Raw genomic sequence first — 17,635 nt, forward strand, 5'->3', positions numbered from 1 at the left:
CACTTAACCGGTGAGTTAGGTAACGGTCAAGATTGGCCAGGCGACTGGCAAAAAACGACCAGTTTCATAATGACGAGCGGAAACGCTTTCGAAGTGTGATTGATTTAAGGTGACGACTCTCGAAAGCGTCTTGCTCATTAATGGAGGAAATAATGTCTAAAAGAAAAATATGGAACGTTAATGAGAAAAAGCATTATAAGATGTACAAAAACGGAAAGCAGTGGTTCTTTGCCGGAATGGGAATCGTTGCGGGTCTGTTTGGTGCCGGCTCGACGACGATCGCCAGCGCGGATGAAACACCGAAGGGAGCTAACCTCGACCTTAGTAAGTCGAAACAACTCTTAGCAACCAAGACCAGCGCGACGATTCCGGGGTCCCAAAGTACCACGGGGTCGCAAACGGCTAATTCCGCGCATAACAGCGTTACAAACTCGACTTCCGCGACGAAGCAAGTTGACCAAACGAGCGCAAGCCAGTCGGCCAGCAAAGCGGCTTCGTTGAGTTTAAGCGAATCCATGAAGGCGAGCAAGGAAGCTTCGGCGAGCCTAAGTGAATCCGTAAAGGCGGCGCAGGCTGACAGTATTCAGAAGGCAAGCGCCCAAAAAGCTAGTGAAGGGCACCCGGCTTCGAAGACCGCAAACGCGGCGGATAGTCAAAAGCAACCAACCAAGAAGACGACCACCACTAGCGATCAGCACTCCACGACGGCTACCCCAAAGACGACCACCGCTAGTACCGCGCATAACCCACAAAATGGCTCGAATAGCGCGAACAGCACCGCCGCAAAATCGACGACGAGCCAAGTTAACGACCAGAATTCCCAAAGTCTTTCCGCGTCGCTTTCGGCCGTGGAATCGACTAAGCAAAGCCAAGCTGCCAAAGAGGCCAAACAGTCGGTCTCAGCAAGTCAAAGCATGGCCGATTCGTTATCCAAGTCTGCCGATAAGTGGTCCTCAAATAGTTCCAAGGACTTTCCTTATGGTAGAATAGATTCTTACCATGACGAAGAAACTGGGGATTCACTTTTACCAAGTGTTAAAGAGTATAATGATGGTGAAGAAGCATTACAAATTGCTGAACCCAAGCCGATTGAGGGTTACGTAGTCGACTTTTCCCATTCCAAGATTCAAGCTGCGTTTAACGGTCGTGCAATTGACCAAGAAAACGGAGGCTCGTTCTACAAGGATAAGGTAGATTTTGAAAAAGCGGTAAATGATTTTGCAAGGAATGCCCATAGTATTGAAGAGATTAATAATTTCATCAAAAGCTCGAAGTGGTACGATTGGTACATTACTAATCATGCTACCACGGGGGGTAGTTTAGTAAACTGGGGGATCGATTGGGCTTATATAAAGCAAGAAGACTTGATAGATATCAAAGGTAAGGACATCACTACCACTGTGGGTCATCCGAAATCAATAAGGGATGGGTTGGAATACTGGCATAATTCTGCTGGAGACCAGCCAGATGACTTGAATGGACTTAGTTGGACTATTGATGATCATCCTGAATGGTGGAACGAAGTTGGTGACCATACAGTAGAGATTACTTATTTTGATTCAGCTACCTTTGAGAGCGTAAAAACGACTATCACTATCCATGTGGTCGATAAGGCTATTAATGTAACTGCCCATGGTGATACTGTTTATGAAGGTGCCCCTCAAGATATGGGCAAATTTATAGATGGTGCAATTGACTCTAATGGTAATACTGTAGAGTATAACCAAGACACTGCTAAAGACTTTGGTTGGGGTATGCAAACCAGCAACTGGTATCACACAGGAACTTATACAGTAAACGTAACCTATACTGACCCTAACACTAAAGAAACTGCTGTAACAACCATCACAATTACTGTTATAGCTAACAATGCAAAGGTTGAAGGCGATAATACAAACTACACAATGGGTAATCCCCATTTAACGATAAATGATTTGCTCCCTAACCTTACCCTTACTGAAGCTGACGGAACCACAGTGGAAGATCCGGCTAAAGCTTTAGAAGACGGTCGATTGTCTGCGCCACATTTGGAAAGCGAAGTAGATTGGAACCACCCCGGTACTTACTCTGTTGTAGTTAATTACACAGATCCGCTAAGTGGAAAAGTAGTAACTGGTGAGGTTACTGTTACGGTAGTAGGTCAAGGGGTAATTGAAGCTGATAATGGAGAAACCTGGCAAGGTCAACCATTAAATCCTTCAGACGTGGTAACTGTGCTTAAGGATTCACATGGCCAAGACACTTTAGCTAGTGACATAAACAATGTAACTTGGAGTAATATTGATTGGAACGTACCAGGAAAACATGAAGGCGTAATACTTTCCTATACCGATCAGTACGGTGTCACGGTTACTACGACGATTACCATTACGGTTAAGGAAGACCACACTAATGTTGATGCTAATAATGGAACAACTACCGTAGGTAACGAGCTAGGTCTCGATGATATAGGTACTGTAATTACCGATGCAAATGGTAACCAATACTCTGGCGACGAATTAAATGATTTAATTGCAAATGGTAGCCTCGAATCTACTATTGGCAACGTTAACTGGTCGGTAGCTGATGTTTACGAGGTTGAAATAACATATCAAGACCCAATCTCCAAAAAGACTGTAACCAAGACGGTCTGGATTACGGTCACGGATAACACCGATAGTATCAGTCGTTCGCAATCAAATGCGGATAGTGAAAGTAAGTCACGTTCGGACTCGGTTTCCGCTTCAACTTCCGGTTTCGACAGTGCAAGTAAGTCGATTTCGGATTCGATTTCCGGCTCAACTTCTGGTTTCGACAGTCAAAGTAAGTCGATTTCGGACTCGATTTCCGGCTCAACATCCGGTTTCGACAGTCAAAGTAAGTCGATTTCGGACTCGATTTCCGGCTCAACCTCTGGTTTCGATAGTGCAAGTAAGTCGATTTCGGACTCGATTTCCGGTTCAACCTCAAGCGCAGATAGCGAAAGTAAGTCGATTTCCGCATCACTTTCTGGCTCAACGTCTGGTTTCGACAGTGCAAGTAAGTCGATTTCGGACTCGATTTCCGGTTCAACCTCAAGCGCAGATAGCGAAAGTAAGTCGATTTCGGACTCGATCTCAGGTTCAACATCTGGTTTCGATAGTGCAAGTAAGTCGATTTCGGACTCGATTTCCGGTTCAACCTCAAGCGCAGATAGCGAAAGTAAGTCGATTTCGGACTCAATCTCCGGTTCAACGTCCGGTGCGGATAGCGAAAGTAAGTCAGTTTCAGCCTCACTTTCCGGCTCAACGTCTGGTTTCGACAGTGCAAGTAAGTCGATTTCGGACTCGATTTCCGGTTCAACATCTGGTTTCGATAGTGCAAGTAAGTCGATTTCGGACTCGATTTCCGGTTCAACCTCAAGCGCAGATAGCGAAAGTAAGTCGATTTCGGACTCAATCTCCGGTTCAACGTCCGGTGCGGATAGCGAAAGTAAGTCAGTTTCCGCCTCACTTTCCGGCTCAACTTCTGGTTTCGACAGTGCAAGTAAGTCGATTTCGGACTCGATCTCTGGCTCAACATCAAGCGCAGATAGCGAAAGTAAGTCGATTTCGGACTCGATTTCCGGTTCAACGTCCGGTGCGGATAGCGAAAGTAAGTCGGTTTCCGCCTCACTTTCCGGCTCAACATCTGGTTTCGACAGTGCAAGTAAGTCGATTTCGGACTCGATTTCCGGTTCAACGTCCGGTGCGGATAGCGAAAGTAAGTCGGTTTCCGCCTCACTTTCCGGCTCAACTTCTGGTTTCGACAGTGCAAGTAAGTCGATTTCGGACTCGATCTCAGGTTCAACATCAAGCGCAGATAGCGAAAGTAAGTCGATTTCGGACTCGATTTCCTGCTCAACCTCTGGTTTCGACAGTGCAAGTAAGTCGATTTCGGATTCGATCTCTGGCTCAACATCAAGCGCAGATAGCGAAAGTAAGTCGATTTCGGACTCAATCTCCGGTTCAACGTCCGGTGCTGATAGCGAAAGTAAGTCGGTTTCAGCCTCACTTTCTGGCTCAACGTCTGGTTTCGATAGTGCAAGTAAGTCAATTTCGGATTCAATCTCTGGCTCGACATCAAGCGTAGATAGTGAAAGTAAGTCAGTTTCGGCGTCACTTTCCGGCTCAACCTCTGGTTTCGACAGTGCAAGTAAGTCGATTTCGGATTCAATCTCTGGCTCGACATCAAGCGTAGATAGTGAAAGTAAGTCAGTCTCGGCGTCACTTTCCGGTTCAACTTCTGGCTACGACAGTGCAAGTAAGTCGGTTTCGACTTCGGTTTCTGACTCGGCTTCAGCTTCGACATCTGGTGCGGATAGTGAAAGTAAGTCAGTTTCGACCTCGGTTTCTGACTCGGCTTCAGCTTCGACGTCTGGTGCAGATAGTGAAAGCAAGTCAGTTTCGGCGTCACTTTCCGGCTCGACCTCTGGTTACGACAGTGCAAGTAAGTCAGTCTCAGCCTCACTTTCCGGTTCAACGTCTGGTTTCGACAGTGCAAGTAAGTCGATTTCGGATTCAATCTCTGGCTCGACATCAAGCGTAGATAGTGAAAGTAAGTCAGTTTCGGCGTCACTTTCCGGTTCAACTTCTGGCTATGACAGCGCAAGCAAGTCAGTTTCGACCTCGATTTCTGATTCGGTTTCAGCTTCAACTTCGGGCTACGACAGTGCAAGTAAGTCGATTTCAGATTCAATCTCTGGCTCGACATCAAGCGTAGATAGTGAAAGTAAGTCAATTTCGGCGTCACTTTCCGGTTCAACGTCTGGTTTCGACAGTGCAAGTAAGTCAGTTTCGACCTCGATTTCTGATTCTGTCTCAGCTTCGACTTCGGGATATGACAGTGCAAGTAAGTCAGTTTCGACCTCGGTTTCTGACTCGGCTTCAGCTTCGACGTCTGGTGCAGATAGTGAAAGCAAGTCAGTTTCGGCGTCACTTTCCGGCTCGACCTCTGGTTACGACAGTGCAAGTAAGTCAGTCTCAGCCTCACTTTCCGGTTCAACGTCTGGTTTCGACAGTGCAAGTAAGTCGATTTCGGATTCAATCTCTGGCTCGACATCAAGCGTAGATAGTGAAAGTAAGTCAGTTTCGGCGTCACTTTCCGGTTCAACTTCTGGCTATGACAGCGCAAGCAAGTCAGTTTCGACATCGATTTCTGATTCGGTTTCAGCTTCAACTTCGGGCTACGACAGTGCAAGTAAGTCAGTTTCAGCCTCACTTTCCGGTTCAACGTCTGGTTTCGACAGTGCAAGTAAGTCGATTTCGGATTCAATCTCTGGCTCGACATCAAGCGTAGATAGTGAAAGTAAGTCAGTTTCGGCGTCACTTTCCGGTTCAACGTCTGGTTTCGACAGTGCAAGTAAGTCAGTTTCGACATCGATTTCTGATTCTGTCTCAGCTTCGACTTCGGGATACGACAGTGCAAGTAAGTCGGTTTCGACCTCGGTTTCTGACTCGGCTTCAGCTTCGACATCTGGTGCAGATAGTGAAAGCAAGTCAGTTTCGGCGTCACTTTCCGGCTCGACCTCTGGTTACGACAGTGCAAGTAAGTCAGTCTCGGCGTCACTTTCCGGTTCAACGTCTGGTTACGACAGTGCAAGTAAGTCGATTTCGGATTCAATCTCTGGCTCGACATCAAGCGTAGATAGTGAAAGTAAGTCAGTTTCGGCGTCACTTTCCGGTTCAACTTCTGGCTATGACAGCGCAAGCAAGTCAGTTTCGACATCGATTTCTGATTCTGTCTCAGCTTCGACTTCGGGATATGACAGCGCAAGCAAGTCAGTTTCGACATCGATTTCTGATTCGGTTTCAGCTTCAACTTCGGGCTACGACAGTGCAAGTAAGTCAGTTTCGACCTCGGTTTCTGACTCGGCTTCAGCTTCGACGTCTGGTGCGGATAGTGAAAGTAAGTCAGTTTCGGCGTCACTTTCCGGCTCGACCTCTGGTTACGACAGTGCAAGTAAGTCGATTTCGGATTCAATCTCTGGCTCGACATCAAGCGTAGATAGTGAAAGTAAGTCAGTTTCGGCGTCACTTTCCGGCTCGACCTCTGGTTACGACAGTGCAAGCAAGTCAGTTTCGACCTCGATCTCTGATTCGGTATCTGCTTCAACGTCAGGCTATGACAGTGCAAGCAAGTCGATTTCGGCTTCACTTTCCGGCTCAACTTCGGGATATGACAGTGCAAGCAAGTCAGTTTCGACCTCGATTTCTGATTCGGTTTCAGCTTCGACTTCGGGATATGACAGTGCAAGTAAGTCAGTTTCGACCTCGGTTTCTGACTCGGCTTCAGCTTCGACGTCTGGAGCAGATAGTGAAAGCAAGTCAGTTTCGGCTTCACTTTCCGGCTCAACCTCTGGTTACGACAGTGCAAGTAAGTCAGTTTCGGCTTCACTTTCCGGCTCGACCTCTGGTTACGACAGTGCAAGCAAGTCAGTTTCGACCTCGATTTCTGATTCGGTTTCAGCTTCGACGTCTGGAGCAGATAGTGAAAGTAAGTCAGTTTCGGCTTCACTCTCCGGTTCGACCTCTGGTTACGACAGTGCAAGTAAGTCGATTTCGGCTTCACTCTCTGGCTCGACATCAAGCGTAGATAGTGAAAGTAAGTCAGTTTCAGCCTCACTCTCCGGCTCGACCTCTGGCTACGACAGTGCAAGCAAGTCAGTTTCGACCTCGATTTCTGATTCGGTTTCAGCTTCGACTTCGGGATATGACAGTGCAAGTAAGTCAGTTTCGACCTCGGTTTCTGACTCGGCTTCAGCTTCGACGTCTGGTGCAGATAGTGAAAGCAAGTCAGTTTCGGCTTCACTTTCCGGCTCAACCTCTGGTTACGACAGTGCAAGCAAGTCAGTTTCTGCATCACTTTCCGGTTCAACTTCTGGCTATGACAGCGCAAGCAAGTCAGTTTCGACCTCGATTTCTGATTCGGTTTCAGCTTCGACTTCGGGATATGACAGTGCAAGTAAGTCAGTTTCGACCTCGGTTTCTGACTCGGCTTCAGCTTCGACGTCTGGAGCAGATAGTGAAAGTAAGTCAGTTTCGGCTTCACTCTCTGGATCGACTTCTGGTTACGACAGTGCAAGCAAGTCGATTTCGGCATCGAAGTCAGAATCAAACGACATTGATAGTCGTTCAATATCTGCTTCAACTTCTGGCTACGACAGCGCAAGCAAATCGATTTCAGCCTCACTCTCAGGCTCAACCTCAAGTGTAGATAGTGAAAGTAAGTCGGTTTCGGCTTCACTTTCCGGCTCAACCTCTGGTTACGACAGTGCAAGCAAGTCAGTTTCGACATCGATCTCTGATTCGGTATCTGCTTCAACGTCAGGCTATGACAGTGCAAGCAAGTCGATTTCGGCTTCACTTTCCGGCTCAACTTCGGGATATGACAGCGCAAGTAAGTCAGTTTCGACATCAGTCTCTGATTCAGTTTCAGCCTCAACGTCCGGTGCAGATAGTGAAAGTAAGTCAGTTTCGGCTTCACTTTCCGGCTCGACCTCTGGCTACGACAGTGCAAGCAAGTCGATTTCAGCTTCGATTTCTGGATCGACCTCAGGTGTAGATAGTGAAAGCAAGTCGGTTTCGGCTTCACTTTCCGGCTCAACCTCTGGTTATGACAGTGCAAGCAAGTCGATTTCAGCCTCACTCTCCGGCTCAACGTCAGGCTATGACAGTGCAAGTAAATCAGTTTCGACATCGATCTCTGATTCAGTTTCAGCCTCAACGTCCGGTGCAGATAGTGAAAGTAAGTCAGTTTCAGCCTCACTCTCCGGCTCAACGTCAGGCTACGACAGTGCAAGCAAGTCAGTTTCGACATCGATCTCTGATTCGGTATCTGCTTCAACGTCAGGCTATGACAGTGCAAGCAAGTCGATTTCGACATCGATCTCTGATTCGGTATCTGCTTCAACATCTGGTTACGACAGTGCAAGCAAGTCGATTTCAACATCGAAGTCAGAATCAAACGACATTGATAGTCGTTCAATATCTGCTTCAACGTCTGGTTACGACAGTGCAAGCAAGTCGATTTCAACATCGAAGTCAGAATCAAACGACATTGATAGTCGTTCAATATCTGCTTCAACGTCTGGTTACGATAGTGCAAGCAAGTCAATTTCAGCTTCACTCTCAGGTTCGACCTCTGGCTATGACAGTACAAGCAAGTCAATTTCGGCCTCACTTTCAGGCTCAACATCGGGCTATGACAGTGCAAGTAAATCAGTTTCGACATCAGTCTCTGATTCGGTATCTGATTCAACATCTGGTTACGACAGTGCAAGCAAGTCGATTTCGACATCGAAGTCAGAATCAAATGACGTAGATAGTCGTTCAACATCTGAATCAACTTCCGGCTACGATAGCGCAAGTAAGTCGATTTCGACATCGAAGTCAGAATCAAATGATGTAGATAGTCGTTCAACATCTGAATCAACCTCGGGCTACGACAGTGTAAGCAAGTCAATTTCGACATCGAAGTCAGAATCAAACGACATTGACAGTCGCTCAACATCGGCTTCAATTTCTGATTCGGGCAGCGGTTCAAATAGTGGCTCAACCTCTGACTCAGACAACAACGGTTCGAATAGCGGTTCAAACTCTGACTCAGACAATAACGGTTCGAATAGCGGTTCAAACTCTGATTCAGACAACAATGGCTCGAATAGCGGTTCAAACTCTGATTCAGACAACAATGGCTCGAATAGCGGCTCAAACTCTGATTCAGACAACAATGGTTCGAACAACGGTTCAGGTTCTGATTCGACGGATAACCATAACCACCATTCAGGCGATGGTTCTGATTCTAACTCTGATTCAAATAACAATGATTCAGATAATGGATCGGATAACGGCTCGAACTCCGATTCGAATAACGGCGGATCGGACAACGGTTCCGGCGACAACTCGAATAACGGTGGTTCAGACAACGGTTCCGGCGACAATTCGAACAACGGCGGATCGGATAACGGTTCTGGCGACAACTCGAATAACGGCGGTTCAGACAACGGTTCCGGCGACAACTCGAACAACGGTGGCTCGGACAATGGCTCAGGTGATAACTCGAACAATGGTGGTTCTGGCAACAATGGCGGAACAGACCAAGGCAATGGTTCGAACGGATCCGGTGATGGAACATGGAATGGCGGTGCTGGCAACGGTACTGGTGATGGTAGTGGTATTAACGGCGGTACAGGCAATGCCGGAAACGGTGGTACTAGCGTAGTTGATACTGGATACCAACCAGGTAGCGGCCAAGGCAATGGCAGTGTAGACCTTACCCAAGATAACGGTGGCAATACGAACGGTGCTAGTGATACAAATAGCGCAGAACGCCTACCACAAACTGGTGAGGAAGATAATGCTAGTGCTCGTGCAGCTGGTACAGTCGGCCTAGTTGGCGGATTGTTAGGACTCTTTGCTCTTGGTAAGAAGCGTAAACGTCATGACGAAGAATAGTCATCGACTTTAAAGCTATAAACCAAGTTAACAGTTCTTAACCAAAGTTCATTAACCAGCCTTTAAAAGGCAGATCAAGTTTCAGAAAAATATCTGTTGTTAGTAATAGGTACGCCTATTGCTAGCGGCAGGTATTTTTTTGTGGGCTCTTCGTCAACTGTTGTTGGTGAATTAAATTTTGAAAGCCCTAATCACTTGGTGATTAGGGCTTTTTTAGTATGTATGCGGAAAACGTAAAGTACTCTAATCCTAAACTTAAAAAAACTTCGGTAGCCAAAACCAGCTCTTTTAATAGCTTTAATTTTATTATTTAATCCTTCTAAAGGTCCATTTGAGTGTTGTGTGACGATATGGAACTTATCTACGATAACAACCGCATTTGGAAAGATGGTTTTAGTCAACTTTGGGTAAGTATAGTTCATATCTGTGACAATGATTTTGACATTTTTCCTAGCTGCTAGATCATAACGTTTAAAGTGTCTTTCAAGCGAATAACTCCATCACATTTTCGAGCACCATTTTTAATTTTTATATGATTATCATCTATACCTAACAAAAGCTTAGTAGCATCATCGCACATAAGGACATTCACTTCTTTCTGAAAATCTTCGTCGTGGTTGATTTTTTCTGAACGGACAGTGAGTGTCCGTTTTTTTATATACCTAAGCATACAAAAAATCTGTCATCAGCAATAGATATTGTAGAACCCAAATAATCGAATGAATGGTTTTGGTGATTAACGGGAATGCCTTTGTAATTGGGTTGTGAAAAATCTAACCAAATCAAATTATTTTACGCGTATTGTTTGACAATTAAATCCCACATAGATTATCATGAAAGCGTTATCAATAATCGGTAAATGCATGCGGTAGATTATGTGTAACGAAAGATTTCAATAACTTTAAATTAATGATTAGAGGAGGTTTCCAAATGTATAAGGGGTTTAAAAAGTACTTTAGTAATGAAACAGAGCGCAAAGTTAGTAATTATTGGGTGGCTGAACGGAATAAGCGCTGGATTTTCGTTTCCGCAGTAATGCTGGCAATGCTTGGGACTGGAATGGCTCAATCCAATGCTTCAGCAAGGGCAGCTACGGTTAATGCGCCTCGCAGCGAAACTATGACAAAGGTTACAGAAAGCACTAACACACAACGGCACGGTCTAAGTCGGGGGAGCACGAATTCCCAAAATCTTGATAAAGCAAAAACCGTCGCAACGCAGAAAACCAACTTAGAGAGCGCCTTAGAGCAGGGGAATTTAAAAATTACTGGGGGTGCTTATTACGGATTAGCTAAGAATGGCGATGGTACTTATAGCGGAGGTCTGCAATTTAATTATTCGGGAAGCGGCTCGAATAACTTTGATCTTGTAAATTTAGTAATTCGCGTTCCAGAACCATTTCGGGGCTTGTTTGAAAAGATTAGTGAGTCAGGACAGTGGACAAGGTATTTCAATGGAAACGGCAGTATTGTGAATGGGCCGTTAGGATTGATATGGTCCTACACGAATGAAGATTTTTCATATGATGGTACCAATTTAATTTTGCATGTTGGTGATGCGAGTTTGGAATATGGAAATAAAACTACCACTGCGTTTCTGAATTTAAATCTTGGTCGAGCGGTTACAGACTTTGATGAAGTGATTCCCGACACGACTGATTACTACCCGTTTAAAATGGCGTTAGTTGATCCGGAAAGTCCAATTAATTGGGACTTGATTGGGAACTACGCAGGCAGTGCTCAATTAGGAACAAACCATATTATGTACCGTTATTGAGGAGCTACAAAATGAAGTTAGGCTGTAAAATCATTTCAAAATACAAAATAATAAAACATTAATATAGGAAGAAAAGTGTTTGGAAGTGAAATAAAAAACGTTGATTGGTCCGTTTTTGGGCTAATCGACGTTTTTTTAATAGTATTATTTTAAATACAATTGGTAGGCGAAACGTTTGTTGTCGACTTCGTTTTCGTCAATGAAGTCAATAATCCCACGATACTCAAAGCCATTGTTGGTAATGACCTTTTGCATTCCCTTGTTAAGCGGGTGGGTATCGACGCGAACTTCGTCGTAACCAAGTAAAGAACTAATGGTGAAGAGCCCTTGCATCATCTTCTCGGATAGACGTTGACCGCGGAACTTCGATGAAATTGCAATCCGGTGAATTGACATGTATTTGTCGTCCGGGTTGCCCCGCCAACTACCTTCTTTAATGTCGTCGTAGTTAACATCGTTATCTGGCCACAATGCGGCCGTACCAGCAATCTGTCCATCGACCATTAATACATAACTAATTTGTTGCTCAATATCCTTTTCAATATCTTGGTTAGTAGGATAGCCAGCTTGCCACTGGTTGATCCCCTGTTCCTTCAAATAAGCCTTAGCTTCATTAATAATTGTTAAAATGGCTGGCAAATCAGCCTTAGTTGCTCTACGCAAATAAGATGTTGTCATAATTTCCGTCTCCATTTTCTTTTTCTGAAAAAATAATTCTAACCTAATTTTGCAGAGATGTCACCCTAAAATTTTTCGTGAAAACGAATTCATTTGGTATATTTCATCTCTGGGAAAATTCAAGGGTAAAATTAACCTGTTAAATATGCTAATATATGTAGATAGTAAAGAATTTAGGGGTGGAAGCATGAAAAAAGTTCGGAACTGGAGATTAACCCTCGGTTGGCAAATTCTAATTGGTCTAATCTTGGGTGTCGTTTTAGGCGCTAGTTTTTACCATAATCAGGTTGCTATCACGGTCATGCAAAATCTAGGAACCATGTTCATTCACATGATTCAAATGATTGTTTTGCCGATCGTGGTTTCCTGTTTAACCGTCGGAATCGCCGGAATGGGTGACGTTAGTGAACTTGGCCGGGTCGGGTTGAAGACTTTGATCTACTTCGAAGTTTTGACCACGATTGCGTTAATTGTCGGCATGATCTTTGCTAACGTTTTTCATCCGGGAACTTACATTGACATTCATAGCTTGCAAAGCACGGATATTAGTTCTTACGTGGAAACGGCTAAAGCTGCCAAATCCAATAGCGGGATTTGGGCCACGCTTATGAACATTATCCCGACGAACATCTTCTCGGCGTTAGCGGAAGGTAACATGATGCCAGTCATCTTCTTCTCCGTTCTCTTTGGTTTGGGACTAACGGCCATTGGCAAGCAGGGGCAGATTTTGATTGACGCGCTTACCGCTGTGCAAGAGGTCATGTTTAAGGTTACCAACTGGATCATGCACCTTTCCCCAATTGGGGTCTGTGCGTTGATCGGGGTAACGATTGCCCAAATGGGAATTGACGCCTTAAAACCGCTAGGACTGTTTGTTTTAATTACTTACGTGGCAATGCTTTTCTTTGTCCTAGTGGTATTAGGGCTAGTAGCGAAGTTCCACAACATCAACTTCTTTGAACTCCTGAAAGTTATTAAAAACGAGTTGATTTTGGCGTTTTCGACGGCTAGTTCGGAAGCGGCTTTACCGAAAATGATTGATAAAATGCAAAAATACGGGGTGAGCCAAGGAATTGTTTCCTTCGTAATCCCTACTGGTTACACGTTTAACTTGGACGGCTCGGCGATTTACCAGGCGGTCGGGGCACTATTCCTAGCTCAAGCATACGGAATTCATTTGACGCTTGGTCACCAAATTACGTTGTTGGTAGTCTTGATGATCACTTCGAAGGGAATGGCCGGGGTTCCAGGGGCCTCCTTCGTAGTACTGTTGGCGACGGTAGCAACGATTGGCGTACCGATGAGCGGATTGACCTTCATCGCTGGTGTAGACCGGATCATCGATATGGGCCGGACGGCAGTAAACGTGGTCGGAAACTCATTGGCAGCCATTATAATGGGCAAGTCCGAGGGCGAATTCGACGAAGAAAAACACCGGAAGTATGTGGGAAATTTATAGAGAGTGCGGAACAACCCGGGTAACATCCGAGGATTAATTGAATCCCACCGTTAATCGCGGTTTATGCGATTGACGGTGGGATTTTATTAACCGGAAGAAGTTGGGTTGTGGAGCACGTTTCGGCTGCGCAGCATAACCAATTAAATCAAGAGCAGGAAGACCTCCTTAGTTTACTTTCAATGATTAAAAATGGAAGTATACTTCCATTTTTTACAAAATTACTACTAAATGGAAATATACTTCCATTTTGAATCTAACGACTAGAACAAAAAAGGTTGAGGAATTTTTCCTCAACCTTTTTTATTTACCCTAATTCAACCGTGAAGTTCAGCAGTCGACTAACGTAGTTCGGGTGGTGATTAAGTTGTTGAATCGTGCGCTGAAGGGTTTCTAAGTTATCGGTAATAATCCCGTTAACGCCCATGAAGGTCAGTTTGGCCATGACGTCGCGGTCGTTAACCGTCCAAGCGTAAACCTTGCGTCCGGCGAGTTGAGCGGTGATTAAGAAGGAGTTATTCAAGGTAGAATGCTCCATCGTATAAAAATCGGCTTTAGATTGCGGCACGCCGATGAAGTTAAATGGCAGAATGTAACCAACTTGAAGCTTAGGGTTCAAGGTTTTTAACTTTTCGACGGCATCGTAATCTAGGCTGTGGACCTCGTCATGGTTAGCCACCAGCCGTTTTCCGTAGCGCTTGTTGAAGGTGGTAATCGAATCGGGAGAATCCCGCTTCGTGGTCTTAAGTTCCACCAGTAAGCGCTGGTGCAAGCGTTCGGCAGTCGCTAAGTAGTCGTCAAAGCTGGCAACTTTCGCGGAAGCCCCGTTTTCCCGGGCAGTTAAACGGGTGATCTGCCGAAGGGTTAAGTCGTGCGGTCGTTTGTTGACGCCAGTTAGTTGCTTTAAGTTCTCGTCGTGCATTACCACGAATTGGTGGTCCTTAGTTTCGTGTAGATCCATCTCGATGAAATCAGGATGCAACCGGCTAGTGTTAACTAAAGCTGGAATGGTGTTTTGCACCCCATTTTTCGCGTTAACGCCCCGGTGGGAAATGGTCAGCGGCGTAGAACTGAAAAAGCCGTTCAGGTAAAGTGCATTAAAGCCGAGGATTCCCAAGAGTAAAACCGCAGCTAATGCCTTAAACCACCACTGTTTACCCGATTGGTAGCTGAGTTTTTGTAATTGGTTACTCAACTGCTGGCTGCTCCGTACGAAACGGGTTTGGTTTTGGAGTTGCTCAGTCATAATCATCAACGAGCCGGTTCCTAAGGCAATGCTCATCAGCAAAAGTACCAGCTCGATTAAGAGGAGGTTGACGGACGCCGCCCAATAGTCCCATGTGGCGGGCAGATGGTGGTCGGCTAGGGCCTGGAGCGCCAAAATAAGTGCTTGTCCCAAAATGGAAAGCCCTACGTTAACCACGATCAACAGGGCCAATTGCTTAACGATCGACTTGAAGTTTAGCTTAGTTAATTGCCAACTCTGGTGAACGGCTTGCCGTCCCGTACTACGCCCCAAGATAATCAACGGGAGCGCCAGGAAGAAGCGGATACCTAGGTAAAAGGTAATTAAGTAAATCAGGATCAGCAACAACAGGAGGGGCCGATTTTCGTATAAGAAGTAGTTAATGATGAAATCAGGCACCCGGACTTTGTTTAACAGCGGGGTGGAAATCCCAAGTCCGCCAAACGGCAGGATAATTAAGCAATAGATTAATAGGTAACCCACCGCGCGACCAAAGGTATGACGCACCCTTTGAAGAGAGAGGGTGATCAGCGAATTTAAGGCTAGCTTTTTGCCTTGGTTAATCTGCATCGTCCCGAGGAATAAGAAAATCACCTGCCAGTAAATGGCGACGATTACGGCGAGAATCAGGAGCAAACACCCGATGTCCAAAAACGGATGGTTAGTCACCACCTCGATGAAGTTGGTATTAGAAAGGTAGCGAACCCCCGCCAGGCGCAACATGATGCTGCCAATCAAGGTGAAGAGCGGGATAATCCCCGCGTAAATCACCACGATACTGGTGATGAATAGGCTGAGGTAGCTAATTAAATGTTTGAAAATGAAACGGTACGTGTTGGTGATGCTCGCCATAAAGGGCCTCCTAAATAACTGTTCTTCCTGTTATTCTAGCAGAGAAAGTGCGGTATTTAAAACGTGAGGAGGTGGCGGACGGAGAAGTGGGGGATTGCGGACCACGGAGCGTGGGGTTAAGCTTAATCGAATTGAACAGAGGCGGAAGAAATTGGGGCGTTTTGCTTTTAATAGAGCCAAAATATGCGCCAAAAGTCAGTTCGGGAGGTTTAACCCAAAAACGACCATTATCCTTAAATTAGCATAATAGTCGCTTTTCAGTTAATGCTCACCAATTATCCGACTTTTGGCGCATTTTCTTTTAATTATTCAATTACTATAATTCTTGCGTGGTAAACTCCTTCTTAACCGAATCGTACCGGTGCAGATAACGTTGCTTACCAAACTCTTCGTAAAAGGTGGCTGGCTCTGTTGGGTTGGGGTAGAAGAAAGTTTCCTCTTCGTCTTTAACGACCTTGATTCCAACCTGTGGCGTATCGACCGTGGTCAAGCGGGTGGTTGGGGACGAAAGGTAGGTCGCGATGTATTTCTTAATGATTGTAAGGTCCATGCTCGTAGCTCCTTAATTAAAGTACGTCACGCGTTTGCGGCGTATCTAAGATGTAATTATTAATCACTTTAGAAGAAATGGCCGGCGTTTTTGCCAAAATTGTTTGCGCGACAATCGACTGGGAAAGTTGTTCTTGGTAAAAATCGTTCGGCACAAATTGACTGATGCTTAAGACGATGAAGGTGATCAGGTAGCTGATCACGAATCCCGCTACCGCCCCAGCTAGGCCGTTGACTTGGTGAATGACCGGTAACCAAGTAATCATTTGCGAAAAGCGGACGATCAAGCGGATCACAATCCAACCTACTAACATCAAAAAGATGAAGGAAACGGCATTCATCGTGGTTAGGTTAGTTAGGGGATCATGGCTTCCGTTCCCAAAAGTACGGGAAAGAAATTCGGCAAAGGGCGCGGTAAAATTCTTGGCTGCCGCAAACACAACTAAATAACCCACTAGGTAAATGATTTCAGCGACTAATCCCCGCCGGTAGCCGGAAAAAAATGCCGAAATCAAGATTAAGATTAAAATTAACGATAGTAGCATTAAAAGCTCCTTGTTGATTTGGTTTATTAACTAACCACAGCTGAGTAAATGGTGGGGTTAGCTAGGCACGGGTTCGGGCTCTCCATGGTTTAATGCAGCTGGAGAGAAAGTCGTGCCAAAAAAGAAACACCTTATATAAATAACCACTATAGAGGAAAAAACACCATGCTTCAAGTTTAATTAGTGCGTTTGAAGTTCAATTTAAGTTAAAAATGAACTTCAAATTTAACTTCAATCGGTGGGAGAATGGCCGATAATCCCCTAAAAGGCCGAATTTGTGCTTCTTGAGAAAAGCATCTTTACAAATCCCCAGGCGAAGAAGTAAAATTGGTTGGTAGTTTAAAACGATTCTAAAATTAGCGAACGGATTGGGGAGAAATTGAATGACTAAAAAAGCGAAGCAAAATACGTTAGCACAAAAAATTAACGTAATTCGGGCCAGCGTAATGGGTGCCAACGACGGGATCCTTTCGGTAGCCGGAATTGTGTTGGGAGTTGCGGGGGCAACGACCAATAGCTTTGCAATTTTTATTTCCGGGATTTCGGGGATGTTAGCCGGGACGGTTTCCATGGCGATGGGCGAATACGTTTCGGTTAACTCCCAAAAGGACTCGCAGGAAAACGCGGTTAACCACCAACGGCAAGCACTTGAAGATAACTACCAAAAGGAACTCGATTTTGTAGCCAATAAGTACGCTAAAACCGGAATTCCCGAGGACTTAGCTCAAAAGGCGGCCCGGGAAATGATGGAAAAAGATGCCCTCCTAACGACCGTGCGAGAACGTTACGGGTTTGACATGCACAACTTCACCAGCCCTTATCAAGCGGCGATTGCTTCCATGATCGCCTTTTCGTTGGGCTCGCTATTGCCGTTATTGACGATTACGTTTGCCAAGCATAGTATTCGGGTCCCCCTGACCGTAGTTTCCGTGGTGGTTGCCCTGGCAATTACCGGTTATGCTGCGGCGGTGATTGGGAAAGCGGTTCGTCGGCGGGCGGTCGTCCGTAACGTGATTGCCGGACTATTAACGATGGGCGCGACCTACCTGATTGGCTCACTATTCGCGCGGTAAGGGGATGA

General features: G+C 45.5%; 8 protein-coding genes and 1 pseudogene. 4 read left to right on the plus strand and 5 right to left on the minus strand.

All coding sequences use genetic code 11. The features are described 5' to 3' along the window. Nucleotides 1-152 precede the first annotated feature (152 nt). On the plus strand, nt 153-9,452 hold the full coding sequence (locus NYR25_00200) for a KxYKxGKxW signal peptide domain-containing protein (protein ID UWF33867.1): 9,300 nt from the start codon (nt 153-155) through the stop codon (nt 9,450-9,452). A 191-nt stretch (nt 9,453-9,643) separates the two neighbouring features. Here the strand turns inward: NYR25_00200 and NYR25_00205 are convergent. Continuing rightward, nucleotides 9,644-9,787, minus strand: a pseudogene (locus NYR25_00205) (transposase). A gap of 595 nt (nt 9,788-10,382) precedes the next feature. Here NYR25_00205 and NYR25_00210 point away from each other — a divergent pair. Next, complete coding sequence (locus NYR25_00210) at nt 10,383-11,228, plus strand: hypothetical protein (protein UWF33868.1); 846 nt, start codon at nt 10,383-10,385, stop codon at nt 11,226-11,228. Nucleotides 11,229-11,372: 144 nt separating this feature from the next. Here the strand turns inward: NYR25_00210 and NYR25_00215 are convergent, their stop codons facing one another. Further along, on the minus strand, nt 11,373-11,906 hold the full coding sequence (locus NYR25_00215) for a GNAT family N-acetyltransferase (protein ID UWF33869.1): 534 nt from the start codon (nt 11,904-11,906) through the stop codon (nt 11,373-11,375). Between the two features lie 187 nt (nt 11,907-12,093). Between NYR25_00215 and NYR25_00220 the strand changes: the two genes are divergently transcribed. Next, a complete protein-coding gene (locus NYR25_00220) occupies nt 12,094-13,365 on the plus strand; it encodes a cation:dicarboxylase symporter family transporter (protein ID UWF33870.1) in 1,272 nt (423 codons plus the stop codon). A gap of 304 nt (nt 13,366-13,669) precedes the next feature. On the opposite strand, the gene NYR25_00225 is transcribed toward NYR25_00220, so the two are convergent. The 3 genes from NYR25_00225 to NYR25_00235 form a co-directional block, all read right to left on the minus strand. Further along, nucleotides 13,670-15,460: a glycerophosphodiester phosphodiesterase gene (locus NYR25_00225; GenBank protein UWF33871.1), complete on the minus strand. Its 1,791-nt coding sequence runs from the start codon at nt 15,458-15,460 to the stop codon at nt 13,670-13,672. 316 nt (nt 15,461-15,776) lie between these two features. Next, on the minus strand, nt 15,777-16,010 hold the full coding sequence (locus NYR25_00230) for a hypothetical protein (GenBank protein ID UWF33872.1): 234 nt from the start codon (nt 16,008-16,010) through the stop codon (nt 15,777-15,779). 16 nt (nt 16,011-16,026) lie between these two features. Further along, entirely contained in the window at nt 16,027-16,554 is a 528-nt protein-coding gene (locus NYR25_00235; protein UWF33873.1) for a CvpA family protein, read from the minus strand. Nucleotides 16,555-16,937: 383 nt separating this feature from the next. On the opposite strand from NYR25_00235, the gene NYR25_00240 reads away from it, so the two are divergent. Beyond that, on the plus strand, nt 16,938-17,627 hold the full coding sequence (locus tag NYR25_00240) for a VIT family protein (protein ID UWF33874.1): 690 nt from the start codon (nt 16,938-16,940) through the stop codon (nt 17,625-17,627). Nucleotides 17,628-17,635: the final 8 nt, after the last annotated feature.

Origin of the sequence: Pediococcus acidilactici (genome assembly GCA_024970065.1) — a bacterium.
Lineage (GTDB): Bacteria > Bacillota > Bacilli > Lactobacillales > Lactobacillaceae > Pediococcus > Pediococcus acidilactici_A.